Source organism: Noviherbaspirillum sp., assembly GCF_036563305.1.
Classification (GTDB): domain Bacteria; phylum Pseudomonadota; class Gammaproteobacteria; order Burkholderiales; family Burkholderiaceae_D; genus Noviherbaspirillum.
Genome location: NZ_DATCMQ010000012.1, coordinates 38653 through 64290 on the forward strand (window position 1 = coordinate 38653; position 25638 = coordinate 64290).

The following is a 25638-nucleotide window of genomic DNA, read 5'->3' on the forward strand; positions in this document are numbered from 1 at the left end:
AATCGCCGGTTTTCACCCCCGGCAAGTGACCGGCAATCGGGTCAAGAAGCAGCAGAGACCGACGAAGTGCCGATTGGCTACCGACCTATACAAGAGGAAAACATGAAAGAAGGCGCTCACCCCGATTACCGCGAAGTCGTGTTCCAGGACATGTCCAACGATGAGAAATTCATCATCCGTTCGACCGTCCAGACCAAGGAAAAGATCACGATCGACGGCAAGGAATATCCGCTGGTCAAGCTGGAAGTCACCGCCGTGTCGCACCCGTTCTACACCGGCCAGCACAAGATCGTGGATACCGCCGGCCGCGTCGAGAAATTCCGCCAGAAGTTCGGCAACCGCGGTTCCCGCACCCAGGCAGCCGGCTGATCACAGCCTGCAGCGCACCAAAAAAGGCAGCCCCGGCTGCCTTTTTTGTTTCCTGCCTGTCCATCGCTTTTCCGGCACAATATCGCCCAGCCTGGCGACCCTGGTTGCCGCCGGCGCAGCGACCGTCGCAAGAACAAGACCAACATCCTCCTCCATGAAGCCAGTCCGCCTTCCCGCTGCCGCCACCAACGCGCTCCCCCGCCGGATCCTGTTCGCGTTGTGCCTGCTGTACATCCTGCCCGGCCTGTTCGGCCGCGACCCATGGAAGACCGACGATGCGGCGACCTTCGGCATCATGTGGACGATGGCGAGCGGCGGCCTGGAAGACTGGCTGTGGCCTCACCTCGTCGGCCAGCCGATGGCGGAGAAGGGGCCGCTCGCCGCCTGGGCGGGCGCCCTTTGCATCAAGCTGTTCGGCTGGCTGCTCGGCGACCCCATGGCCGCCAGGATCGCCACGATCATCTTCTTTCTGCTCGGTTCCTCGGCGGTCTGGTACACCACCTACCTGCTGGGCCGCAAACCCGAGGCACAGCCGCAGCGGCTGGCATTCGGCGGGCAGCCCTCGCCGAGCGACTATGGCCGCACGCTGGCCGACGGCGCCCTGCTGATTTACCTCGGCTGCCTGGGCCTGCTGCTGCACAGCCACAGCACCAGCAGCGAGGCGCTGCAGGTGTCCATGGTGGCACTCTCCCTGTACGGGGCGGCCCGCCTGTTCGAAATCCGCAGCATGGCCGCCGCCGCGCTGTTTGGCCTGGCCCTCGGCCTGTTGGCGCTCACCCGCGGATGGGTGCTGCCGCTGGCCATCTGGACCGGGATGCTGACCCTAGTCTCGATCCGCGAACGGAGCCTGATCTGGCGCCTGGTCCTGGTCACCCTGCCGGTCGCGGTCGCGGTCGCCGGCAGCTGGTACCTGGCAAGTCGCATCGTTCGCCCGTTCACCAGTTCACCGTTCGATGCCTGGATGGCATGGAACTACAGCCAGGTCGGACTGCCGTCGCTCACCGCGCTACGCTTCCTGGTAAAGAACGGCATCTGGGCGGCCTGGCCGGCCTGGCCATTTGCATTCTGGGCCATCTATGCCTGGCGGCGCCAGTACCAGGCACCGCACATCACCCTGCCGCTCACATTCTTCGCTGCAACGGTGCTGCTCTCCCTGTTCGCCACGCATCCGGACGAAGGGGTCCTGCTGCCGATGCTGCCGCCGCTGGCGATCCTGGCCGCCTTCGGTCTGCCGACGATGAAACGCGGCGCGATCAATGCGGTCGACTGGTTCTCGGTGATGACGCTGACGACCTGCGCGGCTTTCATCTGGCTCGGCTGGATCGCCAAGCAGACCGGATGGCCGGCATGGCTCGCGCGCAATGCCTTCAAGCTGGCGCCCGGCTTCAAGCCGGAGTTCGGGCCGGTGGCCTTCCTGGCTGCGCTGTTGGCCACCGTCGGCTGGTTCGCGCTGGTGCAATGGCGGGTCTCGCGCCGGCCCAAGGTGCTCTGGCGCGCGGTGGTGCTGTCCTCCGGCGGCGTCATTTTGTGCTGGCTGCTGATCACGACGCTGTGGATGCCATGGATTAACTACGGCAAAAGCTATGCGGGCGTGGCGAGGCAGCTGGCCGGGAAACTGCCGTCGGGCGACTACTGCGTCGACACCAATGTCGGCTCGGCGCAGCGCGCCTCCTTCGCCTATTTCGGCGGCGTGCCGTTTGCCGGCTTCACCGACACCGGCTGCGGCTACCTGCTGCTGCAGGACAACCGCCGCGGACGTGACGACGTGATGGTCCTGCGGCGCAGCAAGGAGAAATGGCAGCTGCTGTGGGAAGGACGCCGTCCTTCGGACCGTCATGAACGATTTCGCCTGTACAAGCGCATAGATTGAAAGACACCAGACAAGATACCCGGCGCATCGTCGCGCTGGCCTGGCCGATCCTGATCGGCCAGCTGGCGGTGATCGCCAACGGCGTGATCGATACCGCGATGACCTCCCGGTTCTCTGCCACCGATCTCGCCGCCCTGGCGCTCGGGGCATCGATCTATGTCAGCATCTTCGTCGGCCTCAACGGCGTGCTGTCGGCGCTCTCCCCCGTCCTCGGGCAGCTGTTCGGCGCCCGCCGCCATGCGGAAGTGGGCGCCGAAGTGCACCAGGCCACCTGGCTGGCGCTGTTCCTGACCGTTGCCGGCAGCCTGCTGCTGCTGTTTCCGCAGCCGCTGCTGGCGCTGGCACATGCGCCGCCCGAGCTTGCCGAGAAGGCGGTCCTCTACCTGCGGGTGCTGGTGCTGGCCCTGCCTGCGACGCTCGGTTTCCGCATCTATGCCAGCCTCAATACCGCGATCGCACGGCCGAAGATGGTCATGGCGCTGCAGGTGGCGGGCCTGGTGCTGAAAATACCCCTCAACGCGCTCTTCATCTTTGGCGGCCTGGGAATACCGGCGATGGGCGGTCCGGGTTGCGCTGCCGCGACCGCGCTTGTCACCTGGCTGTGCTTCCTGGCGGCGCTTGCGGTCCTGCGCAACGACACGACCTACGCTCCCTTCCGCATCTTCGGCAGCGGCATCGGCCGCCCGCGCTGGCCGGCACAACGCGAACTGCTGCGCCTGGGGATCCCGATGGGACTCAGCTATCTGATCGAGGTCACCGCCTTCACCTTCATGGCCCTGTTCATCACCCGCCTCGGCGCCAATGCCGTGGCGGGGCACCAGGTCATCGCCAACTTCGCCACGGTGCTCTACATGCTGCCGCTCTCCGTCGCCAGTGCAACCGGGGCCCTGGTGGCGCAGGCGATCGGCGCCGGCAGCCATGCCGACGCGCGCCGCATCGGCCACTCCGGCATCCGGCTCGCGGCGGTGCTGTCAGTCAGCATCGGCTGCCTGGTCTGGCTCGCCCGTGACCTGATCGTCCGGGCCTACACGCCGGACCCGGTGATCATTGCGGCGGCGCTGCCGCTGTTTGCGTTCATCGCGTTCTACCAGTTGTTCGACTCGGTGCAGGTGACGGCGGCCTTCGTGCTGCGCGCCTACAAGGTGGCGGTGATCCCAACCGTGATGTACGCGATCGCGCTCTGGGGGATCGGCCTCGGCGGCGGCTATCTGCTCGGCCTCGACCCGTTTGGCATCGCCCCCGCGGCACTGCGCGGCGCCGCTGGTTTCTGGATGGGCAACAGTGCCAGCCTTGCGCTGGTTGCCGCCGGCCTGCTCTGGTACCTGCACGTGGTGCAACGGCATGCGGCGGGCGGTCGTCCGGTGGCTGGATGACGGAGCACGACATGACGACGACGCGGGTTATTTGCATCGGCAACACGACGCTCGACCGCGTCTGGCCGCTGGCGCAACTGCCGGCCGCCGCCGGCAAGTACCGGGCAAGCGACTACCTCGAAGTGGGCGGAGGCATGGCGGCCAATGCGGCCGTGGCGGTTGCGCGGCTCGGCGGCGACGCCGCGTACTGGGGACGCGCAGGCGAGGACAGCGCCGGCCGGACGATGCGGCAGGAAATGGCGGACTACGGCGTGGACGTCACCCAGTTCAGGCTGTTTGCCGGCGCCCGCTCCTCGACGTCCGCAATCCTCGTCAGCGGCGACGGCGAAAGGACCATCGTCAATTTCCGCGGGACCGGCATTCCGGACGAAGCCGGCTGGCTGCCGCTCGATACGATTCGCAGCGCCCACGCGGTGCTGGCCGACATCCGCTGGATCGAGGGTGACGTGAAGGTGCTGGGAGCCGCGCGCGCAGCGGGCCTGCCCACCGTCCTCGACGGCGAGATCGCCACGGCTTCGGCATGGACCGCCGTCCTGCCGCTGGTCGACCACGCGATTTTCTCGGAAGCCGGCCTGCGTTCCTTCGTGGACCAGCCGGTCGCCACCGATGCCGACCGCATTGCGGCATTGCGCAAGGTGCGCCTCGCCGGCTGCCGGATGGCGGCCGTCACGAGGGGCGGCGACGGCACGATCTGGCTGGACGAGACCGGTATCCACTTCCAGATGGCATTCACGGTAGACGTGGTCGACACCACCGGCGCGGGCGATGTCTTCCATGGCGCCTACGCACTCGCGCTTGGCGAAGGCCAGCGCATTCCCGACGCCATCCGCTTCGCCAGCGCAGTGGCGGCGCTGAAATGCACCCGACGCGGCGGACGCGCCGGCATCCCCGCGCGCGACGAGGTTGCAGCCTTTCTCGCCCGCCAGGGCAACCTGCACATGCCGCGCTGACGTGCCCGGCGCCAGCCGAGAACCCGTTCAGCCGTTGCGCGTCCAACATGCAACACACTACGGGAGACCGGTATGCGATTCGGCATGACATGGATGGCGGCCTTGCTGTTGAGCGGATGCATGATCTCACGCGAAGGCGTGCAGGTGAGCGCGCCGCCGCCCTCGGTGCAGGGCTCCAACGATGTGCAGGGATCGCCGCTGTCCGTGCCGGGGAGCGGCATGGGGGTGGGCTCCGGCAACCCGTCCGGCACGACGCCGGCCGCCAGTCCAGGGGGCACGGTGCGCTGACGGACCGCTACACAGTATGTAGTTTCTACCTTGCCCTGACCACGGCGGACCCGCTCGACTGCGCCGATCCGCCAGAATGGGAAGGCATGGCATGGTGCTTGCAGCCGGCCCGGGCTCCAATCACTGAAAGGAGCACGACGATGAACGCAACGTTTACCGCGATCGCTGCAGCGGTCACCCTGTCTTTCTCCGCGGGCGCGCATGCACAGTCCGGCGGCAGCAGCGGCTCGTCCGGCCAGCAATCCCAGAAGCAGCAGATCGAAGAACAGCACAAGGCTGCGATGGAGAAATGCGACGGCATGCAGGACAACGCGCAGAAAATCTGCAAGGCCGAGGCCGATGGTCAGAAGAAGGTCGCCGAAGCACAGCAGAAAGTCACCGGGCGCGACACCCCGAAGAACCGGCTGGAACTGGCGGAGACCAAGGCCAAGGCACAGTATGAGGTGGCGAAGGCCCGTTGCGGCGACCAGGTCGGCGACGCAAAGAAGACCTGTGAAAAGGAAGCGAAGGCATCACAGGACCTCGCACTGGCACAGGCCAAGAAGGAGTCGCAGGCAGGCGCAAGCAGCAGCGGTGGCAGCGGCAGCAGCGGCAGCGGCAGCAGCGGCAGCGCTTCCTCGGGCGCCGGCTCAACGCCTGCAGGACAACAACAGAGCGGCGCTGCCCCTGCCCAGCCTGCTCAGGGATCGCAAGCGTCCCAGCCGGCGGGCCAGCCTGCACAACCGCAGCAACCCCAGGCCCAGCCCCCGCAGCCTCAGACGCAGACGCAGTAGCGGCGCCGCGTCCGGCAACGGAAAAGAAAAAGCCCTCGCGTCGCCGCGAGGGCCAGGACAACCTTTGGATGCTTCCCTGTCTTTATCGGCCTTGCCGGCGTCAACTTTAGGCGTGCGCCGGAAGATTGGTGTTACACAAATGACCGCATGGAACTGTTTCCGTGGGCCTCTTCGATTGCGTAACATCAAGATTCACAGCCCCTCGTCCTCTACATTTGTTACAACAAGATACAAACAGGGGGAAGAGGTGGGAGCTTCGGCCGACGATCTCGAAACAGTGTCGCTCTTCATCCACTGCTTGCTGGCGGTGCTGGCAATGTGTGCCGTGATCCTTTTCGGTGTCGTGATGCGCGCGGCGAAGCGCAGGCGAACCGGGCTTGCGAGAGAAGAGATGGCAGCAGTGGTCCAGGGTGACTTCGAGGATGATTCCGTCCTGATGCTGCCGCAGGATCTTGCGTCTGCGATGGACGCCAAGGGGAGCACATCCGCGCCGCAGGCGAAGCCGGTCGCATCCGTCGAGAATGCCTGAAACCGGCTAGCAGCCGTACCGTTTCACCCCTTCGACGATACGGTACTCGCCGTGGCGCCCGACGAAGCAGATTCCTTCCACGGATTGTTTCGATGCCACCGCTTTCTTGATGCGCGGCTTGCGGTGCTCCCACGGCGGCACGGCATTCGCATGGGACCAGAGCCCGCGGCGGTCGCGCTTCGCAATCGCCTCGAGGCCCGGCAGGGAGAGGTCCTTGTTGTAACGCGTGTAGACCCAGGCGAGTCCGCGCTCGACCTGGATACGGCCGGTGTCTACGCCGTCGCAGCTGACGCTCGCCACCACCCTGCCGTACACATCCACATCCTGCTTCTTGAACTGCGCGTCCTTGCCCATGCACATCGCGGCCAGCGACTGTTTTGCCTGTTCGGAAAATGCCTGTGTCTTTTCCGGCGCGTCAATGTTGGCCAGGCGTACGATGACCGGCGCATTGTCGACCAGCAGCGTCAAGGTGTCGCCATCGGTGACACCAACAACCTTGTGCGCCCATGCAGGGGCAAGCAGCGTCAGTCCAAGCAGCGGAATAAGCAGTTTCATGAAGCCAATTGTACGGATCGGCGGCGACCGCGGCATGACAAGTTGCGCAATAGCAACGTAAGAATGACAGTACGTGGGAAACCTACTTCAATTGCGGCACCCGTGCGGATCCCTGCGGCGGCTCGTTATGCACGGTCCAGTAGCAGCCGAGGTCGGCAACCACACGGATGAGTTCCTGGAAATCGAGCGGCTTCACCACATAGGAATTGACGCCGCCGGCATAGGCGGAAGCAACGTCGGCTTCCATGCGGGACGCGGTAAACATCACGACCGGGATCTGCGCGAGTTCGGGCGTCCCGCGGATCACCTTGAGGACTTCGATGCCGTCGATTTTCGGCAGCTTCAGGTCGAGCATGATGAGAGAGGGATTGCCCGGCGCGCGGTCCGCGAACGAGCCCCGGGCGAACAGGAAATCGAGTGCGGCTTCGCCGTCGCGGGCGACAACGACCTCGTTGCCGAGGCGGTGCTTGGTCAATGCATGCAGGGTCAGTTCGAGGTCGTGCGGATTATCCTCGACCAGCAGGAGCGGTTTTGCCATGGCAAAAGTCGTTACTTTAGGGAAGCAAGCATTAAACCGAATCCCGCAGCGCGATGCAAGGGATGAACGGCAATGGATGCTGTCGCCGGGAGGGAGGCTTGCGCGCCGGCCGAATCGGCTAGAATCTTTTGCAAGCCAGAAAAACGCTTTTCGCCCCGCATGAAAAACCCTTCACCGACCCCGCTTCAACCCCAGGCCGCCAGGCAACAGGCGCAAGGCGATTCCCGGTCTTGCATTTCTGGCCTCGTTCCATCTTGTCGAGTCGCCCCTGCCCGACGGGATCGCGGATGATTGATCCCGCAGACTCCGTCACGCTCGCCCTGCCGCAGCCGACACGCCTGCGCTTCGTGTCCGGCACCCGCGTGTACACCGCCCTGCTTGACCAGGACCTGTTCGGCGACTGGACGGTCGTGCAGTCATGGGGCGGAAGGGTCAACGGACGGGGTGGCGGGCGCGTCACGCGTGTCGGCAGCTTCGAGGCCGGCATGGCCATCCTCCAGGGCCTGGTCAGGAAGCTCGGCAAGGACGGCTACCAGCTCGATGTCTGAAGACGGCCGGCCTTCGCCATCGGACCGACCGCTGCCAAGGCTACGGCGCGCGGGAGAAGGCCATGATCCAGTTCGTTTCCCACGTCTCGCCGCCGTCGGCCGAAAACGCCTGTTCCCAGCGCGGTTGCGGTCCGCGGGCATCCCAGGTGAAGCGGATCCTAATCGGGCGCCCATCCAGCATGTCTTCCGCATAGAACAGGCCGACGCCGTCTGCAAACTTGCCGACGACCGGGGTATCGAGGCTGCCGGGCAGCCGTCCATCCAGCCACCATATCGACCAGTTGCCTGTGCGGCGATCCCATGATCGCAAAGCAACCGCCCGGTACGCGCCGGCGGGCAGGTGGATGAGGTTGTCCTCGAGGTTGCCGAAGCCGCCAAGGATCTTCCGCGTGGAAGACTGTCCCTCGAACTCTTCCCAGTCATCGCTGGACTGCAACGGCAGTTTCAGCCGGCGGTGCCGCACTGCCCAGTCGCCGATGGCAAAGTCGAAGTCCTGCGGCGCATCATGTTCCTGGTCGATCAACATCGGTTCCTCCTGAATGGCGGGCTGGTGCGCGGGGTATTTGCGCGACAACACGGGCCTGCGTCGCGGCCCGCACATTCTACGTGTCCGCAGAGCGCGGACGCGATTTTCCGACCGAAGCGCGTCTTGAACGATTGCCGGACGGCGCCGATCACGGCGCTTGACGCAGGGGAATGTCGCGCATCCGCATCTATGTCCACGCCAACCGTTGGCCTTTGTGCGAGATCAAGACGACCCGCGGGCCGACGCGCGCATCATGAATCGTCGTCGAGCCGTTCGCCGCTGGACGAGCCACACAAGAAGATGTCATCCGGAGAGTGTCAGGGCGCTGCGGGCGGCCGGCCTCCGGTCGGCATGAACAGCGCCAGGAGTCCACGGCATGACTACGCTGGCAGACGCATCCCCACCGACCTCCGGGCACGCAGGACACCTCTATCGCCCTTGCGGTATCCGCCCGTCCTTCGCCTGTTTCAACGGCAGCACGCCAATTCCGCTCCTCGCGCATCCGCCCTGAAGGTTCGCCGCGCATGCAACCCGCCATCGGCGCCCGACTTTATTGCTCAAGCGCGGCAGCACCGCCGCGCACCTATCCCGAGGACATCATGCAGCTCTCCGCTCAACAACCCGCCCCGGTCGCCCTGGAGAGACCGGACGCCCCCCTCATGCCCGATGCGCCGGGCGCGGTCATCGACCGTCGCGACCGATCCGGTCCACAGCACCAGGATAACGCCGGCCGCACGCAGGACGCGCCTCTGCCGGAGGCAGCCCCGCGGTCCTACGCGCCGCTTCCTGCCTACGCATCGGAGGTGCGCTTCGGCATCGTGATGTATGGCGGCGTTTCGCTGGCCGTGTACATCAACGGGGTCGCCAACGAGATGTACGAGATGGTGCGGGCGACACCGGCCGACGGCATCAGCGAGGAGACCTGCAAGGGAACCCGCGAGGTGTATCGCCGCCTGAGCTGGCTGGCGGACAATCGCGAACTCAGGGAGAAGTACCATGAGCAGATTGTCAGGCGCGACGAGCTCGCCAGGAATCGCGCCGGGCGGCCGGGAGATGGCGGCGAGGATGCGGCCGGCCCGCAGAGCGCCCCGCCGGATCCGTGGACAAGCATCGAGGACGAGATCCGCAGAACCACGCATGGCCTGCATCCGATGCGTTTTGTCGTCGATGTCATTTCCGGCACTTCGGCTGGCGGCATCAACGGCATTTTTCTCGCCAAGGCGCTCGCCTGCGGCCGCAAGTTCAAGCCGATCAGGGACTTGTGGGTGAAGGAAGGCGACATCGAGGTGCTGCTGAATGACGGTCGCTCCGTGGGCGACCTCAGACCGAAAATCAAGCTGGACAGTCCGCCGCGCTCCCTGCTGAACGGCGACCGCATGTACCTGAAGCTGATCGACGCCCTGGACCAGATGGACAACGAGCCGGCCGGTACCGGCAAACCACTGGTCGACGAACTGGACCTGTTCGTCACGACCACCGACATCGCCGGCACCGCCGTGCCGCTCAAGCTTTCCAGGCAGGTCGTCTACGAGTACAGGCACAAGCAGAACTTCCATTTTGGACTCTGCCAGGAGAGGAAGTACGGTCCCTTCGCCAATCAGAACAACTGCCTGCTCGCCTTTGCCGCCCGCTGCACTTCAGCCTTTCCCTTTGCATTCGAGCCGTTCACGCTTGAGCGTGCCGCCATGCTCGCACCGAAGAAGTGGGAATCCATCGGCAAGGACTGGCCGGGCCATTTCTCGCGTCCCGCAGGGCTGCCCGTATCGGACGACGCATCGCGGAAACGCGCCTATGGCGACGGCGGCTATCTCGACAACAAGCCGTTCACTTATGTCGCGCAGACCCTGTCGACACGCCAGGCCGATGTTCCCGTGGAACGCAAGCTCGTCTACGTGGAGCCCGCGCCGCAGGAGATCGATCATGCGACGGACGAGAACACGGCGCCGCCCGTTCCCGATGCCCTGGCCAATTCGCTGGCGGCACTCAGCGCCATACCCCGCTACGAGACCATCCGGGAAGACCTGCAGGAGATCCTGAAACGCAATCGCAGCATCGAACGCGCCGAACGGATCGTCAGGGAAGGCGAAGAAGACCTGCGACGCGCCCTGCAGGAAAACCAAGGGAACCGCGTCAACCCCTATATCCGGCTCATCAAGGACAGCGACGGCAGGGTCCCGCCCTGGCCGCAGTTTACGCGGTCGAAGATGGTGCGGTACTACGGCACCGCGATCCTCGCCTACCGGCGCCTGCGGGCGTCCTCCGCCACCGACGACCTTGCGCGCAGCATCGGCAAGCGCTGGCGGATCGACACGGACTCCGACCGCCTGTACGTCCTCACCGCGCTGGTGCGCGCCTGGCGGGAAACGAAGTACAAGGAAAGCGACAACACCGACTGCAACAACATGAACCTCTTCCTTGAGCACTACGACATCCACTACCGCATACGCAAGCTGAGCTTCCTGCTGCGCCAGGTCGATCACCTGCGCGGCCTGTTGCGGCGCTGCCGGGACGGGTTCCTGAAATCCGACGAACGGGAGCTTCTGTCGAAGACCGACAGGCTCAGCATCAAGCGCCTCGAATACCTCGGCTGGCCCCTGCTCACTGCCTCGCCCGATCATGCGGCCCTGCATGAAGGACTGGAAGCCCTGCATGTGCTGAAGATGCAGTTGAACGAGGCACAGCGTCACTGGCGCCGCGTCGCTGTCGCTCGCGACCAGCCCCTTGAAATGACGGCCGAGCGCGGCGAGCTTGCGAAGGAGCTGGAGACCGTGCTGTCCATGCTGCTCGGGGAAAAAGGGTACAAGTGCATCCGGCTGCGCGCCGGAGAGGAAGAAGTGCGGGTATCGCTGCCGCCGGATGCCCTGCGTCGCGCGGCACGCGCCCGGACCATGCAGGAAAGCGTGATGGAACGGGCCAAGGGCCTGCTCAACCTTGCAAGCGGAACGGCAAATTCCGGTGCGGGCCAGGAGCGGCGGACGCGAAGATCCGGCGATCGACGGACTTCCGCCGGCGCGGTGCCCCAGGGCGCAGCGGAAGGGCCCGTTCCGAAGCTGTACGCCGAGATGCTTGCCGAGCTGGACGTGCTGCGGCTGGCAAAACCGGAAACAGGCCTGAAGGCCATCCTCGGCCGGCCCACCTTGCGGCTCGACCCGCCCTTTGACCGCGTCAGGGCGGCCGGGGACCCCTCGTACCGGGAGGCCGACAGCGAAAACGTGGTCGTCGAGGTCGAGCCCGTCCGCAATGCGACCCTCAACACCCCGAAGGGGACGATCCTGCGCCAGCTTCTCGGCGAGCACTACCTGTACTTCGACCTGTTCGACCAGATGAGTTTCGCCCTCTATCACGACGCCGGCATCGGCGAGCCCGCGACCGTCGACGTCACCCGCATCAGCCCGCCGGACGCCAACAGCCTCGTCGACGAACGCAAGGCGAACCGGAAGAAGCTTGCCGGCACCGCCCTCGCCAACTTCGGCGCCTTCATCGACCGCGAGTGGCGGCTCAACGACCTGATGTGGGGGCGCCTGGATGGTGCGGAACAGCTGATCCGGGTGCTGCTGCCGATGCAGGATCCGAAATCCCGGCGTGTCCGCGACGAACTGATCCACATCGCCCACGCCCATATCCTGCGCGAATCGCACGTGGTGAAGGACGACGTGAAGCTGACGGAGACCCTGTGCGACGCACTTGCCGAACTGCGGAAGGGCGAGGCACCGACCAGGGCCGGCGCCGCATTGCTGAACCGTGTCCTGCCGGGCGGCAAACCGGAAGACCAGATGCGGCACCTGCTCGACCTGCTGGACGTCCATGTCGACGACAAGCATCTTTTCGACTACGTTCGCGATCCGGCGCACACCAGGCGCGAGACGAACCCGCGCACGGCGCTCGTCAACCTCTCGCGGGCGCTCAGCATATCGGGAAGGATGCTGGAAGCGATCGGCCGCGACAACAACCGTACCTCGTTCGCACTCCGGTGGCTGGCGCGCGGCGGACTGATCTTCCAGGGCCTCGTCGCGATCTCGCTGCCTGGCACGCTCAAGGCGCTCTGGTGGGGCAATGTCATGAGCCTGCTGTACCTGGCCGGGGCCGTGCTGGCCCTCGGCGGTCTCCTCACAGGCAGCAGCCAGGTCTTCAGCCTCGCCTTCGCGACGATATTCGCCACGTTCGTCGTCAATGTGCTTGTCTTCGTGCTGGCCGACATCATGCGCAGCGAGAACCGGCGCACCAGGAAGGCGATGCACGCTGCCGGCGTCATCATGATCGCGCTGGCGGGCTTCGGCGCCTGGAACCTGCACGATGCCGTACAGGTTGCGCTGACGGAGGCGGCAGAGGTGAAGGCCTACGAACGGGTCAAGGCAAGGTTTCAGGCGAAGGAGCAATCCGGGACGCCGGCCCGAACAATGGCAGGCGACCCTCCTGGTTGATCGCCAACTTTCTGTTTACAGTATTTCCCTAATGAAATACGATATAAGTTCCATAACCATTATATGTAGAACCGATGCATTACCTCGTCATCTTTGTGCTCGCTCTTTGGTTGATTATTGAAGCAATCAGCTGGATTTTTAGCAATGCCGTCACCATTGGCGGTGCCCTGCTGGTACTGACTTGCATCGGGATCTGGGTGCTACGGAAAAAAATTCCGGAAGAAAGAATGCTGCCATTGGCGAAAGTATCCGCCATTGCCGGCGCTGGCGTCGTTATCTTCATCCTGGGCATAGTGCTGGAAAGAGAAGATCGGAAGAAGATTGAAATCGCAAAGACGAACCAGGTCGAGTTAGAAAGAAAAATCAGTGCCGAGGTGGATGTCGCGTGCAAGTCCGAATACGAAAAGGTGCAGTGGGCGCGCGCCTTCGTGAACTATGAACCTTCGCCAGGGGGAATCGACCATCGCGTCTACTGGAAAGACGATCCCGAGAAAAACCTTGAGGAAGCGAGGCGTGCCCTCTCCTCCTGCAAGGACAGCGTTGCGGCGCGCATCAAAGGGAGTTGAATAATTGGCAGAAACCCGGCGGTTGCCGGGTTTTTTATTTCTGGCCGTGCATTGTGAGTGCCGTATTCAGAAATCCGCGGACGGATGGAGCGCCCCCTGTTCGCGCTGGGTGGCTTGCGCATCTTCGCAAGAATTGCGCTGAGGCCGCGCTCACCGGCATCTCGAGAGGTCCTTCGCCCCGAGCGCGGGGAAGACGGCACCGACGCCAACGCAAGATGGCATCGGATGGCCTTGGACACTCCTAGACCTTCATCGGCAGAATCACCATCTGCAGGCTCTCGAAATGCAGCCGCCGCTGGATCGCCAGCGCCGCCTGATTGTGCAGCAGGCGGGTGAACCAGTTGTCCTGCTCGAACACCAGCTTGGAGGTAAAGAAGATGGCGTTCGGGTATTCCTGGCTGATGGTCTCGCACAGCTTCGTCACTTCATCCACCACGTCAGTGCCGAAACCGAGATAGGCGGAAGAGGCCATGCCGTGGCTGTGGCAGAAGTCGACGAAGTACTTCAGGGTTGCATTTGCCTCCGCCCGCATCTGCTCCATTGCGCCTTCGCCGCCATAGGCGTGCGAGTCGACGGTACGGGCATTGACGAAGATGAAGTTCTTGAAATGGCCGGGGAACATGCGCTGCACCCACAACAGCGCATGCAGGCCGCCGCCGCGCGACGAGCCGACGATGAAGACTGCCGTCTGGGCGTCGGGGTCGGGGTCGATCGGCTGGGTATTGGCGCCGAACGGCTGGTTGGCGAAGACCTGGTCGACCGAATGAATCGCATCCTTGGTCGCGCGGTAGTGGTTGCGGATGTACAGGCACAGGGCGGCGATGGCGCCGATGATGAGCGCCGCGGCCCAGCCGCCCTGGGCGAACTTCTCGACGATCAGGATCGCGAGGATGGCGGCGCAGATGACGAAGCCGGTGAGCGACAGCAGCAGGCGCCGCAGCCAGTACTTCTGCTCCTTGTGGGTCAGCCAGTAGACGACCAGGCCGAACAGCGAGATGGCGAAGGTCAGGAAGACCGAGACCGAGTACAGCACCACCAGCACCGTGACCTTGCCGCCGGTCCAGAACAGGATCGCGAGCGCGGCGATGCCCATCACGAGGATGCCGTTCTGCGTGACCAGACGGGTCGACAGGTAGCGGAACTTGTGCGGTACCCACGAGTCGGCCGCCATGTTGGACAGGACCGAGGGACCGCCGAGGAAGCCGGTATTGGCGGCGACGAACAGCAGGCCGGCCTCGAAGGCCAGCACCACGATCAGCATGACGTTGCTGGTCCAGGGACTCAGGCCGAAACTCTCGATGATGGCCTTGAACGTGGTCGCGTTGAGCGTCTGCCCTTCCACCGGTTTCGCGTCCCACAGCAGGTACAGCAGGATGATGCCGCTGGCGGTGAACGCGAGCGACAGCGCCATGTAGACCATGGTCATCTTGCCGGTATGGACGCGCGGCTCGGCCAGGATGTTGACGTTGTTGGAAACCGCTTCCAGGCCGGTATAGGTGCCGCCGCCCTGCGAGTACGCGAGCAGCAGCATGCCGGCGACGCTGATCCAGCCGATGTCGCCGGCAAGGCTGCGGGTTTCCTCCAGCGTCACCGGCACCAGGTCGGGAAGGTAGGACGCATGGGCGAAGATGCCGTAGACGATCAGCGCAAAGTGCGTGATCACGAAGCCGAGGAAGATCGGCAGCAGGATGCGTATCGCTTCCTTCATGCCGCGCAGGTTGAGGATGATCAGCAGCCCGATGAAGAACGCCTCGGCCCATAGCTTGTACGGATGAAAGCCGAGGGGCAGCATCGAGAACATCGCCTCGACACCGGCTGCGACCGAGATGGCAATGGTCAGCACGTAATCGAGAATCAGCGCGCAGCCGGCAATCAGTCCGAGATGCGGGCCGACCAGGCGCGAAGCGACGCGATAGCCGCCGCCGCCGGTGGGGAAGAGCTCGATCACCTGGTTGTAGGCGAGCGCGATGATGAAGACCGTCACTGCGGTCGCGATCGCCATGTAGAGGCCGAGATGGCTGTGTTCGCCCAGCGCCCGGAACGTCTCCTCGGGCCCGTAGGCGGAGGACGAGAGGCCGTCGGCGCCCAGGCCCACCCACGCGAGGAAGGCCACCAGGGCCAGCGAGTGACGTGTTTCGGATTTCAACGGGTCGAGCGCTTTGCCGAGCACTATTTCGCGGATCTTGGCAGACTTCATTCTTGTTGCACGCGGCTCGCCGCTGTTCATGGGAAGTAGGCGATGATACGCCCATCGATTCCAGTGTGACAATCGTATGCGCCGCCGCTTGGTTGCTCGTTCGGTGCAAATCGGGGATAATTGCCGCTCGCGCGGCCAAGCAGCAGCGGCCGGCGCAGCGAACTGAAGGTCTTCAGCTTCCGCGAATCGCCCGGGTGGTGAAATTGGTAGACGCGCCGGACTCAAAATCCGGTTCCGAAAGGAGTGTCGGTTCGATTCCGACCCCGGGCACCACACCCGCACCTGCTTCCCCCGCACCGGAACATTCCTGCAGGACCACACCGGCACACCGGCATGCATGGCGGCGTATACTCCCTTCTTTGTTCACCGATCCTGCCTTGCGCATCGCGCATGGCCAAACCGATGCCAGTTTCCCTAGACAACCTGCTCGTCGTCGGCATCTCGTCGCGCGCGCTGTTCGACCTCGAGGCGGAGGAAGCGATCTTCCGCAATGAAGGGCTCGAGGCCTACCGTCGCCACCAGCTCGACAACGAGAACGAGATCCTGAAACTGGGCGCGGGGTTTGCGCTGGTGCGGGCGCTGCTCAAACTGAACGTGCTGGTGCATAACCAGCGGTTCGTCGAAGTCGTGATCATGTCGCGCAACTCGACCGAGACCTCGATGCGGATCTTCAATTCGATCCGCCACTACGACCTCGATATCACGCGTGCGGTGCTCTCGGGCGGCGCGCCGCTGGCGCCCTATCTGCACGCCTTCAACGTCAGCCTGTTCCTGTCGCTGCATGAGGACGACGTGCAGGCGGCGATCGATTCCGGGGTGGCTGCTGCCAGGCTCTACCAGAAGCCCGACAACGCGCTGGCCGAACTGGGCCAGATCAGGATCGCGTTCGACGGCGACGCCGTGATTTTTTCGGACGAGTCGGAACGGATCTACCAGACCCAGGGTATCGAGGCATTCGAGAACCACGAGCGGGAGAACGCGCTCAAGCCCCTGCCGGAAGGCCCGTTTGCGCGGCTGCTGAAGGCGCTCTCCTATATCCAGAACAACGTGAAATCCGCCGATGGCCGCTCGGCGCCCATCCGCACGGCGCTGGTGACGGCGCGCTCGTCCCCGGCCCACGAGCGGGTGATCCGGACGCTGCGAGCCTGGGACGTCGCCATCGACGAGACGTTTTTCATGGGCGGCGTCGCCAAGTCCGATGTCCTCGCCGCGTTCAAGCCGCACATCTTCTTCGACGACCAGCCCGGCCATTGCGAGCGCGCCGCGCCGCTGGTGCAGACCGGGATCGTGCCGCTGAAGAAGCCCGGACAGGTGAATTCGCAGGAAAGATAACGAAAGATAAACAATGACGGCAGTCAAGTTGATCTACGACAATGTATCTTTGCGTCAATAAATGGCCGGTGAGCGGGTAAAATGACGGGTTCCGGGCCCCTGTCCAGCTCATCCGCCTTTCCATGAACGACGCGCCGTTACCGATCAAACAGCTGAATCGCACCTTCATAGGCAGCGTGCTCTTCATCGACATCGTCGGCTACTCGATGCGGACCGTGCCGGACCAGCTGGAAATGAAGGAATTGTTCAACCGGCTGCTGGCCGACGCGGTGCATAACGTCGCGGCCAGCGAACGCATCATGGTCGATACCGGCGACGGCGCGGGAATCGCCTTTCTCGGCGACCCCGAGGATGCCCTGTTCGCGGCGCTGACCCTGCGGGATGCGGTGGATGACGGCACGGTCGGACTGGGCGAACCCGGTTTCGTCCGCATGGGCATCAATCTCGGTCCGCTGAAGATCGTGCGCGACATCAACGGCCACACCAACATGATCGGCGACGGCGTCAACGATGCGCAGCGGGTGATGAGCTTCGCCGAACCGGGTCAGGTCATGGTGTCCCACTCGTACTACGACATCATCTCCCGCTTTTCCCGCGACTACACCCAGCTGTTCGTCTACGAGGGTACGCGCCACGACAAGCATGTGCGCGAACACGAGGTGTATCGCTTCGGTCCCGCGAAGGACAATGAACCGCTCGCGGAGAAGATGCGGGAGCGCTCCCGGGCGCGCGGCCTGCCGCATGCCGACGACCCCGTACTGACCCGGCCGGCAGCGGCACAGGCATCGGACACGGCGCGCGCAGGAAAGCTGCCCGTGCGGGCAGGACTGGCCGCCACGGTGATCGGCGCGGCGACCATCGTCGGCGCGGTCTGGTCCTGGACCGGATCAGGCAAACCCGACGGCCCGGCACACGTCGACGTGACGGCGACGCAAACGGCGGACGGCGATGCGCCGGCGGCGGCGGCAACCGCGGCGGCAGCCCTGCCAGAGGTGCCGGCGGACGGTGCGCAAGGGCCGGCAGTTGTCAAGGAGACGCCCAGGGAAAGCCCGACAGAAAACCGCAAGGAGCCGGTGAAGGAGGCGAAAGCCGCCGAAGGCAAGGCAGCCGCGGGCAATGATGCCGGCGCCAAGGGTGCAGTGGATGCGGAGCCGGCGGCACCGGTCAAGCCGGGCACGGTCAGGCTCGCCATCCAGCCATGGGGGGAGATCTATGTCGACGGCGGCCGCCGCGGCGTCAGCCCGCCGATGAAATCGATCAGCCTCGCGCCAGGCAAGCACAGGATAGAGATCCGCAACGGCGACTTCACGCCGTACAAGGAAACCGTGGAAGTAAAGAGCGGTGGCGAGACCACCGTGCAGTATGTGTTTTAGCAGGAGTGAAGCAGGATGCATCGCATGAAACTGGCCGGATTGCTGCTGGCCGCCTTCCTCGCCGGCTGCGCGCAAGTCTCGCAGCTCACGAATGGCGGCAGCGCCGGCATACCGCAGGCAGACGCGCAATCGCGCTATGAACAGGGCCTGAAGCACTATCGCGAGAATCGCTACGATGCCGCCCTCGCTGATCTGAACGCAGCAATCGCGGCGGGTCAGCTGTCCGGGGCGGCGCTGGCAACCGCGCGCAAGCACCTGGCATTCATCCATTGCATCAGCGGCCGCGAACTGCAGTGCCGCGAGCAGTTCCAGGCCCTGCTGAAAGAAGACCCGGATTTCGATCTTGCCGCCAACGAGGCCGGGCACCCGCAGTGGGGACCGGTCTGGCGCTCCGCAAAAGGCGCGTCCGAGCAGCAGCGCGCGGTGTCGCGCGCCGGCAGCTTCCTGGCGACGGCGGGCCAGCAGAAGCTGGCGGAAGGCATCAAGGAATATGAAGCCGGTCGCTACAAGGAATCGCTGGCCGCGCTGCAGGCGGCACTCCACGCCGGCCTCCCGGACAAGGCGGACGAAGTGCTGGCACACAAGTATTCCGCTTTCGTCTACTGCCTGACCAGCCGTTCGCGCCAGTGCCGGGCGGAGTTCAGGCAGCTGCTTGCCAAGGACGCCGCATTCGCGTTGCTGCCGTCGGAGGCCGGCCATCCTGCCTGGGCAGGCGTCTACAGGAGCGAGATGGCCAACTCCAGGAAGAAGGCCGCGGGCGCCAACGGCACGGCGCGGCCGGCGCAGGCAAAGAAGTAAGGGTCGCGCCAGCCAGAAAAAAAGCCGCTCGTCCTTCCGGAGAGCGGCTTTTGTCCTTGCATCGCCGGTTCAGCGTTCCGCCACCGCATCCATCACGCACAGCGCGGTCATGTTGACGATGCGGCGCACGGTCGCCGACGGCGTCAGCACATGCACCGGCCGCGAGCAGCCGAGCAGGATCGGCCCGATGGCGATGCCGTTGCCGGCAGCGGTCTTGAGCAGGTTGTAGGAAATGTTGGCGGCATCGATGTTCGGCAGCACCAGCAGGTTGGCTTCCCCCTTGAGGGTCGAGTCCGGCATGATGGATTTCAGCAGGCCGGGATCGAGCGCGGCGTCGCCATGCATTTCGCCGTCAATCTCCAGGTCCGGGGCACGCTCGCGCACGATCTCCAGCGCGGCCCGCACCTTGCGCGCGGAATCGCTGTTGCTGGTGCCGAAATTGGAGTGCGACAGCAGGGCGGCGCGCGGCTGCAGACCGAAGCGGCGCATTTCCTCCGCGGCGAGAATGGTGATCTCGGCCAGCTGCTCCGCCGTCGGGTTCTCGTTCACGTGGGTGTCGACAAGGACCACCTGGCGATCGGGCAGGATCAGGGTGTTCATCGCCGCGTAGACGTTGACCCCTTCGCGCTTGCCCAGTACCTGGTCGATGTAATGCAGGTGCAGCGGCACGGTGCCGAAGGTGCCGCAGATCATGCCGTCGGCGTTGCCCTTGTGGATCATCATCGCGCCGATCAGCGTGTGCCGGCGGCGCATCTCCAGCTTCGCCCACTGCTCGGTGACGCCCTTGCGGCGGGTCATGTTCAGGTATTCCTGCCAGTACTCGCGGTAGCGCTCGTCGTATTCCGGGTTGATGGTTTCGAAGTCGACTTCCGGCCGCATGCGCAGGCCGAATTTCTCGATGCGCTGCGCAAGCACCGCCGGCCGGCCGACCAGGATCGGCTTGGCCAGCTTCTCGTCGATCACGACCTGCACCGCGCGCAGGACGCGCTCTTCTTCGCCCTCGGCGAAGACGATGCGCTTGCGGCTGGCAGGCGCCTTCTTGGCGATCTGGAAGATCGGCTTCATGAAGGTGCCGCTGTGGTAGACGAATTGCTGGAGGCTGGCCGCATAGGCCTGCATGTCGGCGATCGGCCGCGACGCCACGCCGGAGGTCTCCGCCGCGCGCGCGACGGCCGGCGCGATCTTGATCATCAGGCGCGGGTCGAATGGCTTCGGGATCACGTACTCCGGGCCGAAGGACAGGTTGCTGATGCCGTACGCGGTCGCGACGATATCGGACTGTTCGGCCTGCGCCAGGTCGGCAATGGCATGGACCGCCGCGATCTCCATCTCGCGGGTGATCGTGGTGGCGCCGGAATCGAGCGCGCCGCGGAAGATATAGGGGAAGCAGAGCACGTTGTTGACCTGGTTCGGATAGTCCGAACGGCCGGTCGCGATCACCGCGTCGCCACGCACCGCCTTCACGTCCTCGGGCAGGATCTCCGGAGTCGGGTTGGCCAGTGCCAGGATCAGCGGCTTGGCCCGCATCTGCTTGACCATCTCCGGCTTGAGCACGCCGCCGGCGGACAGGCCGAGGAAGATGTCGGCATCGGGGATGACTTCGGCCAGGGTGCGCGCCGGGGTGTCCTGCGCGAAGCGCTCCTTGTCCGGGTCCATCAGCTCGGCGCGCCCCTTGTAGACGACGCCGGCGAGGTCGGTCACGTAGATGTTCTTGATCGGGAAGCCGAGGTCGACGATCAGGTCGAGGCAGGCCAGCGCGGCGGCGCCGGCGCCGGACACCACGAGCTTGCACTCGTCGATCTTCTTGCCGACCACCTTCAGGCCATTGAGGATCGCGGCGCCGACGATGATCGCGGTGCCGTGCTGATCGTCATGGAAGACCGGGATCTTCATCCGCTCGCGCAGCTTGCGCTCGATATAGAAGCACTCGGGCGCCTTGATGTCTTCCAGGTTGACGCCGCCGAAGGTCGGCTCGAGCGCGGCGATGATGTCGCACAGCTTGTCGGGGTCGGTCTCGTTGACTTCGATGTCGAACACGTCGATGCCGGCGAACTTCTTGAATAGCACGCCCTTCCCTTCCATCACCGGCTTGGCGGCGAGGGGCCCGATCGGGCCGAGACCGAGCACGGCGGTGCCATTGGTGATGACCGCCACCAGGTTGCCGCGAGCGGTGTAGCGGAAGGCGTTGGCGGGATCGGCCACGATCTCTTCGCAGGCCGCGGCGACCCCGGGCGAGTACGCCAGCGCCAGGTCGCGCTGGTTGGTCAGCTGCTTGGTGGGGGTGACGCTGATCTTTCCGGGCGTGGGGAACTCATGGTACTCGAGCGCGGCCTGCCGCAACTGCTGGCGAAGTTCTTCTTTAGGATCGTTCTTCGATTCCATGATGTGGCCTTCCTTTTTATCACGCGGAAAACTGGCGATTTTATCAGACGAAACGCACCGAATTGATACGTGATTTATGCAGTTTAGGTCAAACTTAATATGACTTCCGCTGCGGAAAATCCGAATAAACGCGTGCTCGTCCGTTCGCCCGCAGAATCCTGTTGAACATGCCGGATGACGGGTGCCCGCAACCCTTCTGTACAATCCCGCCATGTTGTCCGAATTTGACCTGATCGCACGCTATTTCACCCGCCCGCCGCGCGACGCCGGCGCTGTTCCCCTCGGCGTGGGCGACGACTGCGCGCTGCTCGCGCCACCGCCGGGGATGCAGATCGCGATCTCCTCGGACATGCTGGTCGAGGGCCGGCATTTCTTTCCCGGCGCGGATCCCTCCCAGCTCGGCCACAAATCGCTGGCCGTCAACCTGTCGGACCTGGCGGCGATGGGCGCCCGCCCCCTCGCCTTCACCCTTGCCTTCGCATTGCCTTCTGCCAGACCCGACTGGCTCGAGGCGTTTTCGGCAGGGATGCTGGCGCTTGCGGACGCCCACGGGTGCGCGCTGATTGGCGGCGACACGACGAAAGGCCCGCTGAATATCTGCATCACCGTCTTCGGCGCGGTGGCGCCCGGGCTGGCGCTGCGGCGGGATGCTGCGCAGCCGGGAGACGACATCTGGATCTCGGGCACGCTGGGCGACGCCCGCCTGGCGCTGGCCGGCTACCGAGGCGAAGTGACGCTGAGCGACGATGCGCTGGCAAACGCCGCGTCGCGCATGCACTCGCCCACGCCACGGGTGGCGCTCGGGCAGGCACTGGCAGGCCTGGCACACGCGGCCATCGACGTGTCCGACGGCCTGGCCGGCGACCTCGGCCATATCCTGGCGCGATCGCGCGTCGGCGCGCTGCTCGAGGTGGACGCGCTGCCGGCCGGCCCGGTCCTGGCCGGCCACGACCTCGCACTGCGCCGGAATTTCACGCTGGCCGGAGGCGACGACTATGAACTCTGCTTTACTGCACCGCCGGCGCGGCGCGAGGAAGTCCTGCAAGCGGCGCGGGACGCCGGCACCGTGGTGACACGGGCCGGGACCATTACGCCCGAACCCGGGCTGCGCCTGCTGGATGCCAACGGCCGCTCGCTCGACCTGCAACCCGCCTCCTTCGACCACTTCACCGCACCATGACCCCAGCAGATGCCGGCGACGCCGGCGCCATCAGGCCAAACGCACGCTTCATGCTGTCCGACCCCGCCCATCTGGTCGCCCAGGGTTTCGGCAGCGGCCTCGCGCCCATCATGCCCGGCACCTTCGGCACGCTCTTCGCCTGGCTGACATTCCATGTCCTGAGCACGCGCTGGCCGGCGTTCTTCACGCCGGGAACCTGGACGATGGTGATCGCGGCAGGCTTCCTCGCAGGCGTCTGGGCCTGCGGACGCACCGCGCGGAACATGGGGGTCGCCGACCACGGGAGCATGGTGTGGGACGAGGTGATCGGATTCTGGGCAGTGCTGCTGTTCGTGACGCCGTCCGGCTTCGGCACCCAGCTCTGGGCATTTTTCTGGTTCCGGGTCTTCGACATGCTGAAACCGCCGCCCATCCGGCAAATCGACCGCCATGTGAGCGGCGGACTGGGCGTGATGTGGGACGATCTCGCCGCTGCCTTCTATACGCTGCTGCTGTTCGCGGTCTGGCGTTCCCTGTAAAAAAAAAGTCGCGGCCGGCAGGCCGCGACAAGCTCGAAGAAAAACACCCCTTGGCCGCGTCGCACAACGCATCCAGCCTGATTTTGCGCGTGGTCGGGAAGATCATGCTTGCGCCATGTCAGTCGTCGTTCCGGGGCGGATGCCGGGCAGCGCAAACAGGCGCCGCGATGGTACATTCGAACACTTGGGGCCGCCCGTGGCGGTGCGCCCGGCGACCCGCACTCCGGGTAGACCAAACCGGCAAAGGAGTACAAGGGAAATGAAAGAGATCGTCGACCTGGCGGCGCGCGCCGGCCGTGCCTTGCAGGAAAAAGGCTGGCTGCTGGCGACGGCGGAGTCATGCACCGGCGGCGGGGTGGCCCAGGCCGTCACCGAGGTCGCCGGCTCGTCCGCATGGTTCGACTGCGGCTTCGTCACCTATTCCAATGCATCCAAGACCGGGCTGCTGAACGTTCCCCCCGCGCTGATTGCGCAATTCGGCGCGGTGAGCGAGGAAGTGGCGGGCGCGATGGCCGAGGGTGCCGTGGCCGGCAGCAATGCACACATCGGCGTGTCGACGACCGGCATTGCCGGACCGGGAGGGGCTGTGCCGGGCAAGCCCGTCGGCACGGTCTGCTTCGGCTGGGCCATCGCAGACCGGACCTTCACCGAGCGCCGGATCTTTGCCGGTGACCGCCAGGCGGTGCGGGAGCAGGCCGTCGCCCATGCGCTGCAAGGGCTGCTGCGCTTCCTCGACCAGGCCTGATACCGGTCAGGCGCGGAAGCGGTTGATCGCGTCGCGCGTCTCCTGTGCGACGCGCCGGGACGCCGCCGCGAAATCCTCGCCCTTCTGCGCATCCGGCTGCGCGTACAGGATGGCGCGCGACGAGTTGATCATCATCCCGGCGCCCGCTGCGCTCTTTCCCGCCTTTACGGTGGCGGCAATGTCGCCTCCCTGGGCGCCGATGCCGGGCACCAGCAAGGGCATGTCGCCGACGACCGCGCGTACCTCGGCCAGCTCGTCCGGGAAGGTGGCGCCGACCACTAGCGCGCACTGGCCGCCGGCGTTCCATTTCTCCGCCACCATCTGCGCCACATGCCGGTACAGCGGCTGGCCGCCGACATCGAGGAACTGCAGGTCCGAGCCGCCGGGGTTGGAGGTGCGGCAGAGGATGATCACGCCGCGGTCGGTCCACTCCAGGTAGGGCGCGACCGAATCGAAACCCATGTACGGATTCACCGTCACCGCGTCCGCGCGGTAGCGCTCGAAGGCTTCGCGCGCGTACTGCTCTGCCGTCGCGCCGATGTCGCCGCGCTTGGCGTCCAGCACCACGGGGATGTGCGGATAGGCGCTGCGCAGGTAAGCGCACAGCGCCTCCAGCTGGTCTTCGGCCCGCAATGCGGCGAAGTAGGCGATCTGCGGCTTGAAGGCGCAGGCGGTGTCCGCCGTGGCGTCGGCGACTGCCTTGCAGAAGGCATAGACGGCATCCGGCTGGGCCTGGAATTCCGCGGGCATTTTTGCGATGTCGGGGTCGAGCCCCACGCACAGGAGGGAGTTGTTTGCCGTCCAGGCGGCGGCGAGTTTTTCGGTGAAAGTCACGAGAAGGCCAGTCTTGATTCGAACAGAACGCATTGTAACTTGCCGTGCTATCGTTTCGGCCATGACAAGTCTTTCACGAAAGCACTGGATTCTTCTCGTTCTCCTGACGCTGTGCTGGGGCGTGAACTGGCCGGTCATGAAGATCGGCGTCAGCGATTTCCCGCCGCTCAGCTTCCGTCTGCTGAGCATGCTTGGCGGCCTGCCCGCCATCTGGCTGGCCGCCAGGCTGCAAGATGTTCCGCTGACGATTCCGCGCGGCGGCGCAGCCGCGCTGCTGCGACTGGCCATTCCCAATATGCTGCTGTGGCATGTGTTCATGATTCTCGGGGTCAAGATGCTCTCATCCGGCCGCGCGGCCATCCTCGGCTACACCATGCCGGTATGGGCGGCGCTGTTCGGCGTGCTGGTGTTCCGCGAGAAGCTCGGCCGCGCCGCCTGGTTCGGCATCGCCTGCGCACTCGGCGGCGCCTTGCTGCTGCTGTCGAGCGAGTTCGGCAAGCTGGCGGGCAATCCGATGGGCAGCATCTTCGCGCTGATTGCCGCCGCCGGCTGGGGGTACGGCACGGTCATGATGCGGCGCTCGACGCTGGCCATGCCCACCATCGCGATCACTTTCTGGATGCTCGTCATGGCGACGGCCGGGCTTGCTGTCGCCGCGGTGGCGCTGGAACACGCACAGTGGCGGATGCCGGGGGCGGCGGCATGGGCGGCGATCGGGTACAACGCAGTCGTCATCTTCGGCTTCGCCCACGTGGTCTGGTTCATGCTTGCACGCAGTCTGCCGCCGGTCGCTTCCAGCCTGTCGGTCATGATGATCCCGGTGCTCGGTGTGTTTTCCGGTGCCTGGATCCTCGGCGAGACGCCGCACTGGCAGGACTACGCCGCGATGCTGCTGATCCTGGCGGCCATGAGTGCCGTCCTGTTGAAACGCGGCGGCAACGCCCATAAGTAAGCGACGGGCGGAAGTTTTCAA

General features: G+C 65.1%; 23 protein-coding genes and 1 tRNA gene. 18 read left to right on the top strand and 6 right to left on the bottom strand.

Going from position 1 to position 25638, the window contains the following annotated elements; genetic code table 11:
• The first annotated feature begins 102 nt into the window (after positions 1-102).
• The 7 genes from VIM12_RS09605 to VIM12_RS09635 all read left to right on the top strand — a co-directional run bounded on the left by VIM12_RS09605 (position 103) and on the right by VIM12_RS09635 (position 6152).
• Complete coding sequence (locus tag VIM12_RS09605) at positions 103-369, top strand: type B 50S ribosomal protein L31 (protein WP_331941400.1); 267 nt, start codon at positions 103-105, stop codon at positions 367-369.
• A 154-nt stretch (positions 370-523) separates the two neighbouring features.
• Positions 524-2239 carry a glycosyltransferase gene (locus tag VIM12_RS09610; protein ID WP_331941401.1) on the top strand — a complete coding sequence of 572 codons (1716 nt, stop codon included), beginning with the start codon at positions 524-526 and terminating at the stop codon, positions 2237-2239.
• Entirely contained in the window at positions 2236-3612 is a 1377-nt protein-coding gene (locus VIM12_RS09615) for an MATE family efflux transporter (RefSeq protein ID WP_331941402.1), read from the top strand. Before VIM12_RS09610 ends, VIM12_RS09615 begins: the two co-directional genes overlap by 4 nt.
• A gap of 11 nt (positions 3613-3623) precedes the next feature.
• Complete coding sequence (locus VIM12_RS09620) at positions 3624-4562, top strand: PfkB family carbohydrate kinase (RefSeq protein WP_331941403.1); 939 nt, start codon at positions 3624-3626, stop codon at positions 4560-4562.
• 120 nt (positions 4563-4682) lie between these two features.
• Positions 4683-4850 carry a hypothetical protein gene (locus VIM12_RS09625; protein ID WP_331941404.1) on the top strand — a complete coding sequence of 56 codons (168 nt, stop codon included), beginning with the start codon at positions 4683-4685 and terminating at the stop codon, positions 4848-4850.
• A 140-nt stretch (positions 4851-4990) separates the two neighbouring features.
• A complete protein-coding gene (locus tag VIM12_RS09630; RefSeq protein ID WP_331941405.1) occupies positions 4991-5623 on the top strand; it encodes a hypothetical protein in 633 nt (210 codons plus the stop codon).
• Between the two features lie 64 nt (positions 5624-5687).
• Entirely contained in the window at positions 5688-6152 is a 465-nt protein-coding gene (locus tag VIM12_RS09635; RefSeq protein WP_331941406.1) for a hypothetical protein, read from the top strand.
• Between the two features lie 6 nt (positions 6153-6158).
• On the opposite strand, the gene VIM12_RS09640 is transcribed toward VIM12_RS09635, so the two are convergent.
• Positions 6159-6707 carry a thermonuclease family protein gene (locus VIM12_RS09640; RefSeq protein ID WP_331941407.1) on the bottom strand — a complete coding sequence of 183 codons (549 nt, stop codon included), beginning with the start codon at positions 6705-6707 and terminating at the stop codon, positions 6159-6161.
• A gap of 82 nt (positions 6708-6789) precedes the next feature.
• Positions 6790-7245, bottom strand: coding sequence for a response regulator (locus tag VIM12_RS09645; RefSeq protein WP_331941408.1), 456 nt, complete (start codon positions 7243-7245; stop codon positions 6790-6792).
• Positions 7246-7532: 287 nt separating this feature from the next.
• Between VIM12_RS09645 and VIM12_RS09650 the strand changes: the two genes are divergently transcribed.
• A complete protein-coding gene (locus VIM12_RS09650) occupies positions 7533-7793 on the top strand; it encodes a hypothetical protein (protein WP_331941409.1) in 261 nt (86 codons plus the stop codon).
• Positions 7794-7833: 40 nt separating this feature from the next.
• Here the strand turns inward: VIM12_RS09650 and VIM12_RS09655 are convergent, their stop codons facing one another.
• Positions 7834-8319, bottom strand: a complete 486-nt coding sequence (locus VIM12_RS09655; RefSeq protein WP_331941410.1) for a DUF1579 domain-containing protein — start codon at positions 8317-8319, stop codon at positions 7834-7836.
• Positions 8320-8918: 599 nt separating this feature from the next.
• Between VIM12_RS09655 and VIM12_RS09660 the strand changes: the two genes are divergently transcribed.
• Both VIM12_RS09660 and VIM12_RS09665 read left to right on the top strand, forming a co-directional pair.
• Positions 8919-12740 (top strand): patatin-like protein, encoded by a 3822-nt coding sequence (locus VIM12_RS09660; RefSeq protein WP_331941411.1) that lies wholly within the window; start codon positions 8919-8921, stop codon positions 12738-12740.
• Positions 12741-12814: 74 nt separating this feature from the next.
• Positions 12815-13306, top strand: coding sequence for a hypothetical protein (locus VIM12_RS09665; RefSeq protein ID WP_331941412.1), 492 nt, complete (start codon positions 12815-12817; stop codon positions 13304-13306).
• A 241-nt stretch (positions 13307-13547) separates the two neighbouring features.
• On the opposite strand, the gene VIM12_RS09670 is transcribed toward VIM12_RS09665, so the two are convergent.
• Positions 13548-15503, bottom strand: coding sequence for an APC family permease (locus VIM12_RS09670; protein ID WP_331941413.1), 1956 nt, complete (start codon positions 15501-15503; stop codon positions 13548-13550).
• 188 nt (positions 15504-15691) lie between these two features.
• Here VIM12_RS09670 and VIM12_RS09675 point away from each other — a divergent pair.
• The 4 genes from VIM12_RS09675 (at position 15692) to VIM12_RS09690 (ending at position 19006) form a co-directional block, all read left to right on the top strand.
• A tRNA-Leu gene (locus VIM12_RS09675) sits at positions 15692-15776 on the top strand.
• Between the two features lie 129 nt (positions 15777-15905).
• Complete coding sequence (locus VIM12_RS09680) at positions 15906-16835, top strand: 5'-nucleotidase (protein WP_331941414.1); 930 nt, start codon at positions 15906-15908, stop codon at positions 16833-16835.
• 122 nt (positions 16836-16957) lie between these two features.
• A complete protein-coding gene (locus tag VIM12_RS09685; protein ID WP_331941415.1) occupies positions 16958-18208 on the top strand; it encodes an adenylate/guanylate cyclase domain-containing protein in 1251 nt (416 codons plus the stop codon).
• Between the two features lie 15 nt (positions 18209-18223).
• Positions 18224-19006 carry a TssQ family T6SS-associated lipoprotein gene (locus VIM12_RS09690; protein ID WP_331941416.1) on the top strand — a complete coding sequence of 261 codons (783 nt, stop codon included), beginning with the start codon at positions 18224-18226 and terminating at the stop codon, positions 19004-19006.
• Positions 19007-19075: 69 nt separating this feature from the next.
• Here VIM12_RS09690 and VIM12_RS09695 read toward each other — a convergent pair whose 3' ends face one another.
• Positions 19076-21388, bottom strand: coding sequence for an NADP-dependent malic enzyme (locus VIM12_RS09695; RefSeq protein WP_331941417.1), 2313 nt, complete (start codon positions 21386-21388; stop codon positions 19076-19078).
• A gap of 211 nt (positions 21389-21599) precedes the next feature.
• On the opposite strand from VIM12_RS09695, the gene thiL reads away from it, so the two are divergent.
• From thiL to VIM12_RS09710, 3 genes are all read left to right on the top strand, one after another.
• Positions 21600-22568, top strand: a complete 969-nt coding sequence (gene thiL / locus VIM12_RS09700) for a thiamine-phosphate kinase (RefSeq protein ID WP_331941418.1) — start codon at positions 21600-21602, stop codon at positions 22566-22568.
• Positions 22565-23086, top strand: a complete 522-nt coding sequence (locus VIM12_RS09705) for a phosphatidylglycerophosphatase A (RefSeq protein ID WP_331941419.1) — start codon at positions 22565-22567, stop codon at positions 23084-23086. Before thiL ends, VIM12_RS09705 begins: the two co-directional genes overlap by 4 nt.
• Positions 23087-23345: 259 nt before the next feature.
• Positions 23346-23831 carry a CinA family protein gene (locus VIM12_RS09710; protein WP_331941420.1) on the top strand — a complete coding sequence of 162 codons (486 nt, stop codon included), beginning with the start codon at positions 23346-23348 and terminating at the stop codon, positions 23829-23831.
• 6 nt (positions 23832-23837) lie between these two features.
• Here the strand turns inward: VIM12_RS09710 and pyrF are convergent, their stop codons facing one another.
• A complete protein-coding gene (gene pyrF, locus VIM12_RS09715; protein WP_331941421.1) occupies positions 23838-24665 on the bottom strand; it encodes an orotidine-5'-phosphate decarboxylase in 828 nt (275 codons plus the stop codon).
• Positions 24666-24726: 61 nt separating this feature from the next.
• On the opposite strand from pyrF, the gene VIM12_RS09720 reads away from it, so the two are divergent.
• Positions 24727-25617, top strand: coding sequence for a DMT family transporter (locus VIM12_RS09720; protein WP_331941422.1), 891 nt, complete (start codon positions 24727-24729; stop codon positions 25615-25617).
• Positions 25618-25638 lie beyond the last annotated feature (21 nt).

What these genes read in the sequence shown, in the direction of transcription:
- VIM12_RS09605 (WP_331941400.1), top strand. Translation starts at nt 103, where the DNA reads ATGAAAGAAGGCGCTCACCCCGATTACCGCGAAGTCGTGTTCCAGGAC.
- VIM12_RS09610 (WP_331941401.1), top strand. Translation starts at nt 524, where the DNA reads ATGAAGCCAGTCCGCCTTCCCGCTGCCGCCACCAACGCGCTCCCCCGC.
- VIM12_RS09620 (WP_331941403.1), top strand. Translation starts at nt 3,624, where the DNA reads ATGACGACGACGCGGGTTATTTGCATCGGCAACACGACGCTCGACCGC.
- VIM12_RS09625 (WP_331941404.1), top strand. Translation starts at nt 4,683, where the DNA reads ATGATCTCACGCGAAGGCGTGCAGGTGAGCGCGCCGCCGCCCTCGGTG.
- VIM12_RS09630 (WP_331941405.1), top strand. Translation starts at nt 4,991, where the DNA reads ATGAACGCAACGTTTACCGCGATCGCTGCAGCGGTCACCCTGTCTTTC.
- VIM12_RS09640 (WP_331941407.1), bottom strand. Translation starts at nt 6,707, where the DNA reads ATGAAACTGCTTATTCCGCTGCTTGGACTGACGCTGCTTGCCCCTGCA.
- VIM12_RS09645 (WP_331941408.1), bottom strand. Translation starts at nt 7,245, where the DNA reads ATGGCAAAACCGCTCCTGCTGGTCGAGGATAATCCGCACGACCTCGAA.
- VIM12_RS09650 (WP_331941409.1), top strand. Translation starts at nt 7,533, where the DNA reads ATGATTGATCCCGCAGACTCCGTCACGCTCGCCCTGCCGCAGCCGACA.
- VIM12_RS09655 (WP_331941410.1), bottom strand. Translation starts at nt 8,319, where the DNA reads ATGTTGATCGACCAGGAACATGATGCGCCGCAGGACTTCGACTTTGCC.
- VIM12_RS09660 (WP_331941411.1), top strand. Translation starts at nt 8,919, where the DNA reads ATGCAGCTCTCCGCTCAACAACCCGCCCCGGTCGCCCTGGAGAGACCG.
- VIM12_RS09665 (WP_331941412.1), top strand. Translation starts at nt 12,815, where the DNA reads ATGCATTACCTCGTCATCTTTGTGCTCGCTCTTTGGTTGATTATTGAA.
- VIM12_RS09670 (WP_331941413.1), bottom strand. Translation starts at nt 15,503, where the DNA reads ATGAAGTCTGCCAAGATCCGCGAAATAGTGCTCGGCAAAGCGCTCGAC.
- VIM12_RS09680 (WP_331941414.1), top strand. Translation starts at nt 15,906, where the DNA reads ATGCCAGTTTCCCTAGACAACCTGCTCGTCGTCGGCATCTCGTCGCGC.
- VIM12_RS09685 (WP_331941415.1), top strand. Translation starts at nt 16,958, where the DNA reads ATGAACGACGCGCCGTTACCGATCAAACAGCTGAATCGCACCTTCATA.
- VIM12_RS09690 (WP_331941416.1), top strand. Translation starts at nt 18,224, where the DNA reads ATGCATCGCATGAAACTGGCCGGATTGCTGCTGGCCGCCTTCCTCGCC.
- VIM12_RS09695 (WP_331941417.1), bottom strand. Translation starts at nt 21,388, where the DNA reads ATGGAATCGAAGAACGATCCTAAAGAAGAACTTCGCCAGCAGTTGCGG.
- thiL (WP_331941418.1), top strand. Translation starts at nt 21,600, where the DNA reads ATGTTGTCCGAATTTGACCTGATCGCACGCTATTTCACCCGCCCGCCG.
- VIM12_RS09705 (WP_331941419.1), top strand. Translation starts at nt 22,565, where the DNA reads ATGACCCCAGCAGATGCCGGCGACGCCGGCGCCATCAGGCCAAACGCA.
- VIM12_RS09710 (WP_331941420.1), top strand. Translation starts at nt 23,346, where the DNA reads ATGAAAGAGATCGTCGACCTGGCGGCGCGCGCCGGCCGTGCCTTGCAG.
- VIM12_RS09720 (WP_331941422.1), top strand. Translation starts at nt 24,727, where the DNA reads ATGACAAGTCTTTCACGAAAGCACTGGATTCTTCTCGTTCTCCTGACG.